The following is a 13,171-nucleotide window of genomic DNA, read 5'->3' as shown; positions in this document are numbered from 1 at the left end:
CTGAGAGTGAGGAAGAGCGATGCCTAGCTGCGAGATCCTCGTCAAGGTCGAAGGGACTCCCTCCGCGGCGCCGCTGGCGTCGACGTGGGTGTACATCCAGGAAGGCAGCACGACCACCACCTATCGCACGGCGCCGAACGGCCGGCTGCGCAAGCTCGCCCCCGGCGCCCCGGAAGCCGATGGGACGCGCCCCTGGAAGTTCGAGACCAAGGCGGTGATCGATGTGCCCAAGAAGGTACGCCTCTATACCAGCAAGGGGGCTCGGCCCATTCCGGCGAGCATGCTCGACAGCGCGCTCTTCGTAGAGCGCACCATCGCCCTACCCGAGACCACGGCGCCGGTCCCCATCGCGGCGACGGATGCCACGGTGGTGGCGATCAGCGTGGCCGAAGTCACAGTGCCCCCGGTCCCCGTGGCGCTGAGTCAGCCGAGGGAGCTGTCGCTCTGCCCGGTGCTCTGGGATCACGAGCCGGAGCATGCCACCGAGGACAGCAAGGACTACCTGCGTGCCGGCCTCAAACAGGCGGACGAGACGCCCGCCGAGGGCGCTCCGCCCGCGGCCCCTCCAGGCGCTGTCGTCGTCCACGAGCGCGGGGTGCGCTTCAAGGGAACCGTGGGCAACAACGCCCAGCACGTGCGCGTCCGGATCGCCGGTCCCACGGGGGCTGCCGTCGGCCTTCGGACCTCGGCCACCGGAAGCCGCGTGGAGGAGATCGTCGTGGCGACGACGGTCTCGGGGTCCGAGCGGGCCTTCGAGGCCAAGGTCTGGTTCGATGATCCCACCCAGGCGTTCGGGCTCGCCCATGTGATCATCGACTCGAGCGATACCGCTGACTCGCGGCACCTGCTCGACTCGTTCACGGTCTTCCTGGTGGGGCTGCAATTGGCCATGGTGGACGACGCGTCGGCCAACCTGAATGGCTCCTCGGCGGGGCCGCTGCTCAACCAGCCGCAGGAGAGGATCGTCCTCGACTACAAGAAGTCGCCCGTGCGCGACGTCGCCTCGAGCAACCTCTTCGTGTTTGTCTACAAGGTGAAGCAGCAGGCGGCCGCCGCGGTCAAAGCCAAGCAGCCGCGCATCGAAGCGGTCATGAAGGCTTTCACCAACCTGAAGAAGCCGCGGGAAACGGCCACCACGGCCCTGGCCGCAGTGGCGACGCAGACCACGGCTGCACAGGCCAAGGCGAAGCTCACGGCGGCCAAGACCAAGCTCGCGGCACTGAAGACCGCTGTGACCAACGCAGGGTTGGTCGCTAAGATCACCGAGGCGCTCAATAACAACCCAAACCCACCTTCACCGGCCAATGCGGCCATTTCCGCCGCCATTCAGCAGTACGCAGCCGCGATCAGTGCCCCGGCCTCCGCGTGTGCGGACGCGGGCTTCAACGCTGCTTTGCAGGAACTCGCTACCGCTTTCACCGCGATCAATGAGCAGCTCTCTCCCGGGTGCACCAACGCGTTGACCGCGCTGACGACGGCGCTCACGACGGCGGTGCAACAGGTCGACGAGGCCCTCACCCAGGTTGGCACCGAACTCTCTCCGACGGCCACCCCAGCGGCCAAGACTGCCGCGAATGAGGCGCGGGTCGCGGCCACAGCTACGGCCACCACGCAGCTTCAGGCTGTCGAGACGGCGCGGGCTGCTGGCGTGACGGCGTCAACGGCGGCGCGCGATCTCCTGGCCCCAGAGAGTGAGGCGGCCAAGATGGCGCTGCAGCACGGCGAGGCGCGAAAACCGCCATTGCTCGCGGATGCGAGGGCGAAAGCCAACATCGAGCTCGTGAAGCAGCGCCGGGCCCGGCGCATGGTCCGCTACGTGATCCGGGGCGACCAGACGCGCAAGTTCAAGGGAACCGGGCCCCTGGTGCCTCATCCCCAAATGCCCATGTTCATGGCGGAGCTGCACGTCTTCGGCGTCCAGAAAGCCCCGCTCGAGGAACTGCTGCAGCGCCGCAAGAGGAGCGTTCCCGCCATCTCGGGCCTGACGCACTCGCTTCGCCTGGAGGTCAACTGGAGGCTTGTCTTCAACTGGAAGGGGCCAGACACCGAAGCTCCAGCCTCTCCTCCCGTTGGCTTTGTCGATGAGCACCCCGCTGGATACACGCTCAAAGACCATGAGTTTCGTGGCATCTGGACGGCGGACAAGCTGAAGGATGTCGCGCAAGCCGTGATTCTCAGCATCGGTGATGACGACACCCTCAAGGTCGACGGCGATGCGGTCAAGAACGCCTTTGATCCGGTGCCCGTCAAGCTTCCGTTCCCCGTCGATACGCGGCGGGCTCCCATCGTGGCGATTGCCAACCGCCAGCGTGCTTGGGGACGAGCCTCGGGCGCCAAGAGCGCGGCCGCCATGGTGGTCGAGTGGCAGGTACCGACGGTTGATATCTCCTCGAACCTTGAGATTGTGCGAGGCGGTGATGGGACTCTCATCGTGAAGAGCCTCACGATCGACGGGCAGCAGATTGATCGTGGCAATTCAGCGACCGTGGCCTCCGCCCTTTCCGACCTCCATCTGGTGCCCTTCCGGGTGGCGGGGGATAACTTTGCCGCCAATCCCTATAACGCTGAGGATCCTCTGGCCAAGACCATCGAGCTGGTGGTGGGAGAGTCCTACGAGAAGCTGCCCGCCAACCACGTGGCGAAAAACATTGATGTATCAGGCTGGAAGCTGGCCTACCGGCGCATCGTCACGCACGAGTCGGGGGCCAAGCAGTTCAACTCCAGCGCCTTTGAGGACTTCCGTCACTGGGAGGGAAACATGGTGTGGTCGTACGGCCAGGAGAAGGGAATGCCTCTGCATGGCCATCCCCATGGCTACACAATGGCTCAAGTGGATCCTCACCCGGACCATGACGCCATGTGGAGCTACCTGGAGGCCATCCGCGCGGGGAGCAAGGTTCTCTTCGACAAGGCGAACCAGGCCCGGATCGATCTCAACAAGCGCGCCAACCAAGCCAATGCGGCCTACCAGGCCAAGGTGGCCAATGGAACCGTCACTCCTCAGGATCAGGATCCTGCGGCGAGCCTCAATCTGACGATTCGCAAGCACCGCGAGGCCCTGCTGCGGGGCGCGGTGAAGCGCTACAACGGTGGAGAGGAGTTCATCTGGGGTCACCCCCATGGGTACGTTCCTCCAGAGCCCCCTGAGGCTCCACCGCCCATGAGCTGGGTCATCAGCCCTACGACGAAGAACAACTATCCCAACATGGCCCTGAACACGAACGTCAACTACAGCAGCCCCGAGCCCATCGAGTTCACGCAGTTCATTCTTCCGGAGTGAGCTTCACTTGGGCGTTTGACTCGCTTGCGCCAAGGCCAGCTCCTTCTCGGAGGCGCGTCTCACGCGCAGGCCGTCGAGAGTCAGCGCAATGCCTCCGGATTCCTCCCGGGGATCCTCGGGCGCTACACCGTGGTGGTACTCGAACGTGAGCCCCAGGAGGAGCACGGCGAGCTTCTGGTTCTTGGGGAGCCACCACGACGACGAAGCATATACTCCATTGCCACCCCACGCCCAATATCGGGAGTTCAGCACGCAGAACCCCTTCGAGGCCGGGGACAGGAACACTACCACCGCGTCCATCCCTGCGATTCCCGCGGCTTCGACTTCTTGCCCGTCCACGGTCAATAGCTTGCGAAAGACCACCTTGGCTCGGTCGTCCGTGTCCCAGTAGCGATAGAGCTTTGAGGCTTCGTCGGTGGGAATCCACTGGCCAATTGCCAAATCCGAGTCATCGCCATTGGGATCCGATTTGATCTCGCCGAGTGGCTTGTTAGGAGTCTTGGGACAGGCAGGGGGAGTGCCTTCTGGGCCCGTGGCACTGTCCTTGGGGGCGGGCCGTGCATGAAACTGGCCTGTGGAGTCCAGGAACAATGGCTCGCCGGCTCCCAGCAGCGCCACGGTGTTGGGTTGCGGGTCGAACGCCAGGCCCATGCTGTTGGACTCGAACGCCTTCCAGACCCGCTGGGCGTTGGTGCCCAGCACCACGGCGTGGGATGCAGCGGGCTGGCTCGCGATCTCGCTGCGGGTGCTGGAGGTCTCGACCAGGAGCATGGCGCGCTGCCCGTCCCTGGCGCGCCACATGGAGACGAGCTCAATGTGGGTCAAAGACTCGTTGGCGGGGGACATCCAGGCGTTGAGCACGCAGAAGCCTTCCTGGGCCCGCGTCATGAGCACCACGGCTGCTCGCCCGCCGCGAGAGTCGAAGAAGCCACGGATCTCCAACATCTCATGCGCCACCGCGAGCTGTTTCTCGAAGACCGGATGAAACGTCGGCAGAGGGCTCGTCTCTTGCTCGGTCATCGAGGCTTCTGTTGTCAGCCAGGTACCGGGCTTGAGCCCCTCGGGCACGTCCGGCAGAGGCGCCTCGGCGGTCTGCGGACAGGTGGGAGCCGCGTGTGCGGCGAGCGGAGTCAGGAGCCACAGGCTCAGCGCGAGGGTGAGGCAGGCGAGAGAGGGCTTCATAGGGTATCGGCTCATGGTCCTGCCCGATGACTCGCTTGCGCCAAGGTCATCTCGTTTTTGGAGGCGAGCCTCACGCGCAGGCCGTCGAGGGTCAGAGCGACGCCTCCGGATTCCTCCCGGGGATCCTCGGGCCCTACACCGTGGTGGTACTCAAACGTGAGGCTGAAGAGGAGCACGGCGAGCTTCTGGTTCTTGGGGAGCCACCACGACGACGAGGCGTGCACTCCATTGCCACCGAACGCCCAAGACCGGGAGTTCAGCACGCAGAACCCCTTGGAGGCCCGAGCCAGGAACACCACCACGGCGTCATTGCCAGTGATTCCCACGGCCTCGACTTCCTTCCCTCCCACGGTGAGCAGCTTGCGAAAGGCCACCTGGGCCAGGGGGTCGCTGTCCCAGAGTTCATAGAACTGGGAGGCTGCGTCGGTCGGGACCCACTGATCGATCTTCAGCTGCGAGTCTTCGCCGAGGGGATCCGATTCGAGCTTGCCGAGCGGTTTATTGCCGGTCTTGGGGCAGGAGGGGGGTGTGCCTTCCGCGGCAACGGCGCTCTTGGGGGCAGGCCGGGCCTGGAACTGGCCTGTGGCGTCGAGGAACAGCGGGGCCCCTGCTCCCAGGAGCGCCACGGTGCCAGGTTGCGGATCGAACGCCAGGCCCGTACTGGTTGCCTCGAACGCCGTCCAGACTCGCTGAGCGTTGGTGCCCAGCACCACGGCTCGCGCGCTGGATTTCGAGTCATTGGTTGGGGGAGCAGAAGCTTCGGCCAGGATCACGGCGCGCTGGCTGTCCTTGGAGCGCCACATGGAGACGAGCACAAGCCGGGTGAAGTGCTCGCCAGCGGGAGACATCCAGGCGTTGAGCACGCAGAAGCCTTCTGGTGCCCGCGTCATGAGCACCACGGCGGCCCGCCCGCCACGGTTCTCGGCCTCGATGAAGCCTCGGATCTCCAACGTCTCACGCGCCGCCGTGAGCTGTTGCTCGAAAGCAGGGTGGAAGGAGGGCAGGGGGCTCCCTCGCTCCGCGGTGATCGAAGTGTCTTTGGCCAACCAGGTGCCGGGCTTGAGCCCCTCGGGCACGTCCGGCAGGGCCGCCTCGGTGGTCTTGGGACAAGTGGGCTCGGCGTGTGCGGCGCGCGGAGCCAGGAGCGCCATCCCCAGCGCGAGGAGGAGGCAGGCGAGAGACGGCTTCATAGGATATCGGCTCATGGTCCTGCCCGATGACTCGGCGGAGGTGGCGCCCGGACTGCTGCCAACCCATGCATTCTAGGGCGGGAGTCCGGGGGACGGCGGGAAACGATGATGGCGGCCCAGCCGGGCGGAATCCCCCCGCCGCTCGCCGGAAAGCACAGTCTTTCCGAGGACTTGCGGTGGCCAGGAAAAGAGCAAAAAAAGATGTGCATGCCCATGTAGAGAACCGCCGGTGGGCTTCGACTACTGGGTGAACGCGCGCTCCACGGAGGTGCGCCCGTACTCAAGGAGCCAATCATGAAGTACATCCTGATGATGAACACCCCGGGCGGAGGCCCCTACCAGATCGCCAAGTGGCCGCAGCAGGACCTCAAGGCGCACATCGCGTTCATGGTGAACTTCGACAAGAAGCTCCGGGCGTCGGGCGAGCTGGTGGCCGCCGAGGGGCTGGCCGGCCCCGACCAGGCCAAGCGGGTGCGCGCCGGAAAGGACGGCAAGCCGATCACCGACGGCGTGTTCCCCGAGTCGAAGGAGTTCCTCGCCGGGTACTGGATCGTGGACGTCGAGAGCCCCGAGCGCGCCTACGAGATCGCCGCGCAGGCCTCCGCCGCTCCTGGCCCCGGCGGTGCACCCCTCAACATGCCCATCGAGGTGCGGCAGGTGCTGAGCGGGCCGCCCCCTGACCTGCTCTGATGACCCCATCCCTGGACATCCGTACCCAGCACCTGTTGCGCGAGCTGGCGCCGCAGGTGTTGGGTGCTGTCACTCGGCGGTTCCGCGACTTCGCCGCTTCGGAGGATGCGGTCCAGGAGGCCCTCATCGCGGCGGCGGCACAGTGGCCGCGCGATGGCCTGCCCGACAACCCGCGTGCCTGGCTGATCCGGATCGCCGCGCGACGTATCACCGATCATGTCCGCGCCGAGACCGCCCGCCGCCACCGCGAGTCGCTCGTGGTCAGCCTGGTGCCTCCGGAGGAGCAGCTCGCCCTCGCCGCGGATGAGGCCGCGGTGGAGCGGGACGACACCCTGGACCTGCTCTTCATGTGCTGCCACCCGGTGCTCTCGCCCGCGTCCGCGATCGCGCTCACGCTCCGCGCCGTCGGGGGGTTGACGACCTTCGAGATTGCCAAGGCCTTCCTGGTGCCGGAGGCGACCCTGGCGCAGCGGATCAGCCGGGCCAAGCAGAGCATCAAGGACTCGGGGGTGCCCTTCCAGCTGCCCACGGCCGAGGAGCGCGCCGCACGCCTCGGGGCCGTGATGCACGTGCTGTATCTGATCTTCAGCGAGGGTTACACGGCGACGTCGGGCCCGGAGCTCTACCGCGGCGATCTCTCGGGCGAGGCCCTCCGCCTTACGCGCATGCTCCATCGCCTCGTCCCCGATGACGCGGAGGTCGCGGGGCTCCTCGCGCTGATGTTGCTGACGGACGCGCGGCGCGCCGCGAGGACCGGGCCTTCGGGCGAGCTCATCCCGCTCGATCAGCAGGACCGGACCCTGTGGGACCCGAGCGCCATCGCCGAGGGCGTAGCGCTCCTCACGGCGACGTTGCCGCGGGGCTCGGTCGGCCCGTATCAACTGCAAGCGGCGATCGCGGCGGTACACGACGAGGCGGCAACCGCCGAGGACACGGACTGGGCGCAGATCCTGGGCTTGTACGGCCTCTTGCAGCGCATGTCCGACAACCCGATGGTGACGCTCAACCACGCGATCGCGACGGCGATGGTTCACGGCCCGGCCGCGGGGCTCGAGCTCCTCGATGCGCTCGCCGAGGACCCGCGCATGAAGGAGCACCATCGCCTCGACGCGGTGCGCGCGCATCTGCTGGAGCGGGCGGGCGATCTCGAGGGCGCCATCGCGCACTACCAGCGCGCGGCGGAGCGCACGGCGAGCCTGTCCGAGCGGAACTACCTGCTGACGCACGCGGCCCAGCTGCGCGAGCCGCGCAAGGCCCCGTGAGGGCGTTCAGCGCAGCTTCCGGATGACGCGGCAGGGGTTGCCGGCTGCGAAGACGTACGGAGGAATGTCCCGCACGACCACGCTCCCGGCCCCAATGGTCGAGCCCTCACCGATGGTGACTCCCGGGCAGATGATGGCCCCGCCGCCAATCCACACCTTGGCGCCGATGGTGACGGGGCGCGCCAGCTCGGGGCCTTTGATTCGTTCGTCCGGGTCCAGCGGGTGCGTGGCCGCGTAGATATGCACGCCGGGCCCCAGGGACACGTCATCTCCCAGCGTCACCGAATTGCAGTCGAGGATGACGCACTGGAAGTTCATGAACACGCGTGCACCCAGCCGGATGTGCTCGCCGTAGTCACAGAAGAACGGGGGCTCGATCCACACCCCCGTCCCCATCGCGCCCAGGAGTTGGGAGAGCAGGCTCTCGCGCAGCTTCGGCTCGTCCTCGGTGGACTGGTTGTAGGCGCGCAGCAGCTTGCGTGCCCGGGCGCGTCCAGCCACCAGCTCTGGATCCATCGCGTCGTACAGCTCGCCCGCGAGCATCTGCTCCTTCTCGGTCCGTGCCATGCCCGAAACTCAGGTTACGCTGGAGCCCCCCCTATTTCAAAGGCATGGTGACCGTGCATCGACGACATGGATTCGGGTGGTTGTTCTGCTGTGTCCTGGGTGTGGCCATGGGTTGCGGCGACTCGAGCGCGCCCGACTCCGATCTCCTCGGCACCGGGCCGGGAGTGAGCGCGTGCGGAGCCAACGGAGTGCTGCTCTGTGACGACTTCGAGCAGGCCACCGTGGGCGGAGCACCCGACCCGGTGTCGTGGCAGGTCCAGGTCTTCAACCAGCTGGGCAGCATCTCCATTGACGGCACCCAGGCGCACTCGGGCACGAAGTCGGTGCACGTGGTGGGCACCGGGCAGGAGAGCTTCCGCTCCGTGCTGTTCACCACCACCCGGCCCTTCCCGCCCCAGCACAACAGCTTCTATGCGCGCGTCTTCATGCGCTCGAAGAACCCGATGGGCGAGGGCCACAGCACCTACTTCGGCGCGGGCTCGGCGGACAACCAGCGCATGGTGCGCATCGGCTTCCAGCAGTACGTGCTCGAGACGAACCTCATCCAGCCGAACAACGAGTACGAGCAGCTCTCCGGGCCTTGGGGGCAGCCGGCCCAAGGCGTCCAGCTCAAGGAGGGGGAGTGGCACTGCGTGGAGGCCTTCTTCGACGGGGCCCAGCACGAGCTGCGCGTGTGGTTCGACAACGTCGAGGTGACGGGCCTGCACGCGACGAACTGGAACGCGAACCTGTCGAAGTGGTCACCGCAGTACGCCAAGGCCTGGTTCGGCTTCGAGACCTACCACAGCGAGCAGGACGAGCTCTGGTACGACGACATCATCATCGGGACGCAGCGGATCGGCTGCGGCGGGTAGAGCTCATTCGGATCGGCCTCCTCCTCCGCGAGGAGGCCGGCTGACACGGCCTTGCCCAAGGAAAAGGGCCCCGGGGTGGCTCATGCGAGCCCCGGCACCTTGCTGAGGACATCCTGCGCCAGGGAGTCGTAGGCGCGGCGGGTCAACCACCGGTGGCTGACGCCGGCATAGTCAGGCTCCGGGCTGGCGGACAGGCCAAGCCAGGTGCCCTCGACGCGATGCCGCGCCGCACAGCAGTAGATGTCGGCGAGATCCCCCGCCTCGGCCTGGCCTTGCTGTGCCAGGTGCGCGGCCCGCGCGAGGACGATCGCCATGGTGAACAGCTCCCGGGTGAGCTGTCCCAACGCCACCACCACGGACTCCTGGGCGTACAGCGCCTCCGGATCCGGATACCGCCGAGCCAGCTCCAGGCAGGTCTGTGCCAGCCGGGTGACCTGAGCTCCGGTATACGCCAGGTGATCGGAGTTACGGGCGTCCAGTCCAGGCATCGTCAGGCCTGGCCCGGCCGTCTCGAGCTCCGGCACCCGGCCATCCGCCGGGTAGTAGCAGGCGAGCAGGCCCGCTTGGGCTGCCCAGAAGTCGACCTGGAAGTCCACCCCACCGGCGATGCGCAGACCTCGGGCGTCACGCAGGAACCGCTCGACCGGCAGCCCCGGTACCCCCCTGCGAGCCTTGCTGGGCCCCGTCTCGTACCCCTCAGCGCCCAGCAGCGACAGGGTCCGCTCGATGATCCGCCAGCTGGTCAACGAGGTGATGTTCTTGGCCGCGACCCGCTCGTACCGGGTGTCCGCGCGCTTCGCCCCGAGCAGCGCCCAGGCCACAACGCTGTCCATGGCGAAGGTCTCGGCCAACGACTCGGCCAGCATGCGCTGGATCTGCTCGTACCCGCCGAGCGGGCGGCCGTCCACGCTCCGGCGGGAGAGGAAGTCGCGCGACCAGTGAGCGCAGAGCTTCGCGATCGCCAGCGACGGAGCGCCGATGATGTAGATCCGTGCGGTAGCGGCCATCGAGGCGATCTGGGGCGACAGCCGCCACTCGTCCTCGTCTCCGGCCAGCATGTGCTCGCGGGGGACCCGCACGTTGCGCAGCACCAGCCGGGCGTTGGGCGCGCCACGCAGGCCGAGGAACTCATGCCGCTCGGCGACCTGGAAGCCCGGGCTGCGCGAGTCCACGAAGAACAGCCGCACCTGCTCCCGCCCGCCCTCACGCAGGGTCGCCGACACATCGATGAGGTCGGCCACCGGCCCATTGCCGATGTAGATCTTCTCGCCGTTGAGCAGGTACGCCGCGCCGTTCTCCACCGGCGTCGCGGTGGTCGTACGCAAGCGGTTGGCCGCCCCTGCGGGCTCGGTGTCCGCGCCCCCGGACACGATGCCTTCTGCCACCCGCGCGGCGATCATCTCGCGCAACGGCCCTTCGGGAAGGAATGGAAGGTAGGCGGCCGAGCCGAGCCCATTGCTCAGGGCCAGGATCAGCGCCACCGGGGGTGACCAGCTCGCGGCCACCTGGATGGCGCGGAAGGTGTTGTAGGGCGACAGCGCCAGGCCCCCCAGCCGCCGCTCCACTGGCAGCCGCAGGAACCCGCGCTCCTGGAGCTGGCCGAGGAGGCCGTCGGGGAGCTTGCGGGTCTCGTCGAGCTCGGTCGGATCGACGTGCCGCTGAAGGAACTCCGACAGCTCGGCGACGGCTGCGTCGCCCGCCGCCCGCTCCTCCAAATCCTGCTCCGGGAACGGCTGGAGCAGGTCGCAGCGAAGGCGCCCCAGAAAGAGCTCCGCCAGGAAGCCGGGCTGGCCGCTCACCCCGCCGTCTGTCATGCGACCCTCTGGGGTGAAGGCACCGGGGCCGCGGGCCTGGGCGTCAGGGTGGACGTGATGAGGCGCAGCAGGCCCTCGCGCTGCGCTCGCAGGTAGAAGTGATCGCCGGGGAACAGCCGCACGGAGAACGGGCCGGTGGTGTGCCGCCCCCAGGCCTCCAGCGCTTCCTTGGGGTAGTCCTCCGTCCCGCCCACAACGGTCAACGGCACGGACAGCGGCCGCCCCTCGGCATAGCGGTAGGTCTCTATCATCTCAAAGTCGGCCCGGTGGTAGGCCAGCGTGAACTGCCGGAAGTCCGGATCGTCACGCAGCGCCGTGGACAGCTCGCCGTACTGCCGCTCCACGATGGGCAGGAGCTGCTCGTCCGGCAGCCCGTGCACGTCAGGGTCGGTGCGAGGCAGGTGCGGCGCCTGATAGGAGGAGAGGAGCAGCGCCCGTGGCTCCGGTCCACCCCGGTCACGCAGGGCGCGCGCCACCTCGAACGCCACGACCGCGCCCAGGCTGTGACCGAAGAGCGCGAAGGGGGGCCGGAAGTCGACAGCGTCGGCGATGGCGCCGACCAGATCCTCCAGACGCCGGTAGGGCTCCTCGGACATCCTCCGCCCTCGGCCCGGTAGATTCACCCCCCAGAGCTCGAGCCCAGGCAGCCCGTCCGACCAGCGCAGGTACTCACCCGGGGAGCCGCCGCTGTGGGGAAAGCAGTACATGCGCGCGGTGGCTTCAGGGCGGCGTTGCCGGCAGGCCAGCCATGCGGCGCCAGCCTCCCGGTCAGCCCCCGTGTGGCCCGGCCGCTCGCGTGGCCCCTTCGGATCGGTGTCAGCCATTGGCGCTCACCACCGTTGCCACCGGCTCGAGCTCGGCGGAAGGCACACTCCGCAAGGAGCGAATCGAGGACAGGATCAGCGGAAGGCTTGCCACGGTGCTCCCAATCCCGGCGATGACCAGGGTGGGGCGCAGCCCGATGGTGCCGCCGAGCAGGCCTCCCAGGAAGGTGCCGATCGGCAGGGTGCCCCAGATGAGGAAGCGGATCGTCGCGTTCATGCGGCCCTGCATCGCGTCGGGCGTCACGGTCTGCCGCAGGGTGATCTGGTTGACGTTGTAGAGGGCGATGGCAAAGCCCGCCAACCCGAGCGAGATCACCAGGACGGGCACCGCGGTCACGGGCGTCGCCAGCGGCAACAGCAGGACGGCGAGCCCAGGGACGACCGAGGAGGCCGCGAGCACAGGGCCGACCCCAAAGCGCTGAACGAGCCGGCCGTTGAGAGTGGCCGCGAGCAGAGAGCCCGCGTTGGCCGCCGCCAGCACCCCCCCCAGCGCGGCGGGTGACAGCCCCAGCTCGCGCACCGCGTAGAGCGTGAGGATGGCCGCGACCATGCCGTAGAGATCGAAGAGGTTGCCAATGCCGGTGGTCAGCGCGATGGGCCGCAGCAGCTTGTGGCCCAGCACGTAGCGCAGCCCCTCCTTGATCTGCTCGCCGAGGCTGGCCGCTGTCCCCTCGTCGCTGGCCGGTGGAGGCTCGGTACGGCGGATGGCCAGGATGAGGACGGCGGACACCAGGTAGCTGATCGCATCGCCCAGGATGGCGAACGGCGCGGTCAGGAGCTGGACCAGCACGCCACCGAGGCCCGGGCCGAACAACTGGGCCCCCGAGAAGGAGAGTTCCAGCTTGGCATTGCCCTCCGCGAGCTGGTCACGCGACACCAGCGAGGGCAGGTAGGACTGATGGGCGACGTCGAAGAACAGGGACAGGATCCCGGTGAAGAACGCGATCGGGTACAGCATCCACAACCGCAGCACGCCCAGTGCGTACGCGGCTGGAATCGCCAACAGCAACACCGTCCGGCCCACGTCGGCCGCGATCAGGATCGGACGGCGGCGCATCCGATCCACCCACACGCCGGCCGGCAAGCCGACCAGCAGGAAGGGCAGATACCCCGCCGCGGTGAGCAGGCCGACCTGCATGGGCGTGGCCTGCAGCAGCAGGATCGCGGTCAGCGGGAGCGCCATGAGGGTCACCTGCGAGCCCACCAGGCTGGTGGACTGGGCGCTCCAGAGCAGCATGAAATCGCGGTGCCGCCACAGGCTGGACGGGCGCTCTTCTGGCGTGGGCGTGCTCATCGCGGCTGCACCGGCCCGCGGGTCCGGGCGCTGAGGGGGCGGAGATCCGTCCAGGTGCGTTCGATGTAGGCCAGGCACTCGGCCTTCGTCCCGGTGACGCCCTGCGCGGCCCAGCCGGCTGGGAGCGCTCGATCGGCCGGCCAGATCGAGTACTGCTCCTCGGCATTGCGGACCACGCAGTACTGACGATCGGTGAGATCTTCAAACATGGGTG

At 67.7% G+C, this 13,171-nt stretch carries 11 protein-coding genes; 4 read left to right on the top strand and 7 right to left on the bottom strand.

Features of this window, described 5'->3' with window-relative positions:
- Positions 1-19: 19 nt before the first annotated feature.
- Positions 20-3,280: a hypothetical protein gene (locus tag ACJ8AT_RS36030; protein WP_407742502.1), complete on the top strand. Its 3,261-nt coding sequence runs from the start codon at positions 20-22 to the stop codon at positions 3,278-3,280.
- 3 nt (positions 3,281-3,283) lie between these two features.
- Here ACJ8AT_RS36030 and ACJ8AT_RS36025 read toward each other — a convergent pair whose 3' ends face one another.
- On the bottom strand, positions 3,284-4,348 hold the full coding sequence (locus ACJ8AT_RS36025; RefSeq protein WP_407742501.1) for a hypothetical protein: 1,065 nt from the start codon (positions 4,346-4,348) through the stop codon (positions 3,284-3,286).
- A 125-nt stretch (positions 4,349-4,473) separates the two neighbouring features.
- Positions 4,474-5,652, bottom strand: a complete 1,179-nt coding sequence (locus tag ACJ8AT_RS36020; RefSeq protein WP_407742500.1) for a hypothetical protein — start codon at positions 5,650-5,652, stop codon at positions 4,474-4,476.
- Positions 5,653-5,946: 294 nt separating this feature from the next.
- On the opposite strand from ACJ8AT_RS36020, the gene ACJ8AT_RS36015 reads away from it, so the two are divergent.
- The gene (locus tag ACJ8AT_RS36015; protein ID WP_407742499.1) at positions 5,947-6,342 is read left to right on the top strand and encodes a YciI family protein; all 396 of its coding nucleotides are present in this window, start codon (positions 5,947-5,949) and stop codon (positions 6,340-6,342) included.
- Positions 6,342-7,604, top strand: coding sequence for an RNA polymerase sigma factor (locus ACJ8AT_RS36010; RefSeq protein ID WP_407742498.1), 1,263 nt, complete (start codon positions 6,342-6,344; stop codon positions 7,602-7,604). The genes ACJ8AT_RS36015 and ACJ8AT_RS36010 overlap by 1 nt, the downstream gene beginning before the upstream one ends.
- 6 nt (positions 7,605-7,610) lie before the next feature.
- Here ACJ8AT_RS36010 and ACJ8AT_RS36005 read toward each other — a convergent pair whose 3' ends face one another.
- The gene (locus ACJ8AT_RS36005; protein ID WP_407742497.1) at positions 7,611-8,171 is read right to left on the bottom strand and encodes a sugar O-acetyltransferase; all 561 of its coding nucleotides are present in this window, start codon (positions 8,169-8,171) and stop codon (positions 7,611-7,613) included.
- Positions 8,172-8,278: 107 nt separating this feature from the next.
- On the opposite strand from ACJ8AT_RS36005, the gene ACJ8AT_RS36000 reads away from it, so the two are divergent.
- Positions 8,279-9,025, top strand: coding sequence for a hypothetical protein (locus ACJ8AT_RS36000; protein WP_407742496.1), 747 nt, complete (start codon positions 8,279-8,281; stop codon positions 9,023-9,025).
- Between the two features lie 80 nt (positions 9,026-9,105).
- Here ACJ8AT_RS36000 and ACJ8AT_RS35995 read toward each other — a convergent pair whose 3' ends face one another.
- Genes ACJ8AT_RS35995 through ACJ8AT_RS35980 form a run of 4 tightly spaced genes read right to left on the bottom strand, consistent with a single transcriptional unit; the run spans position 9,106 to position 13,166 of the window.
- Positions 9,106-10,839: an acyl-CoA dehydrogenase family protein gene (locus ACJ8AT_RS35995; protein WP_407742495.1), complete on the bottom strand. Its 1,734-nt coding sequence runs from the start codon at positions 10,837-10,839 to the stop codon at positions 9,106-9,108.
- Positions 10,836-11,663 (bottom strand): thioesterase II family protein, encoded by an 828-nt coding sequence (locus tag ACJ8AT_RS35990; RefSeq protein WP_407742494.1) that lies wholly within the window; start codon positions 11,661-11,663, stop codon positions 10,836-10,838. Before ACJ8AT_RS35990 ends, ACJ8AT_RS35995 begins: the two co-directional genes overlap by 4 nt.
- A complete protein-coding gene (locus ACJ8AT_RS35985; protein ID WP_407742493.1) occupies positions 11,656-12,957 on the bottom strand; it encodes an MFS transporter in 1,302 nt (433 codons plus the stop codon). Before ACJ8AT_RS35985 ends, ACJ8AT_RS35990 begins: the two co-directional genes overlap by 8 nt.
- Positions 12,954-13,166 carry an MbtH family protein gene (locus ACJ8AT_RS35980; protein WP_407742492.1) on the bottom strand — a complete coding sequence of 71 codons (213 nt, stop codon included), beginning with the start codon at positions 13,164-13,166 and terminating at the stop codon, positions 12,954-12,956. The genes ACJ8AT_RS35985 and ACJ8AT_RS35980 overlap by 4 nt, the downstream gene beginning before the upstream one ends.
- Positions 13,167-13,171 lie beyond the last annotated feature (5 nt).

The sequence above is a fragment of the Hyalangium sp. genome (assembly GCF_045802625.1).
Classification (GTDB): Bacteria; Myxococcota; Myxococcia; order Myxococcales; family Myxococcaceae; genus Hyalangium.
Note: the sequence above shows the minus strand (reverse complement) of the source record. Positions and strands in the feature narration are given on the sequence as shown.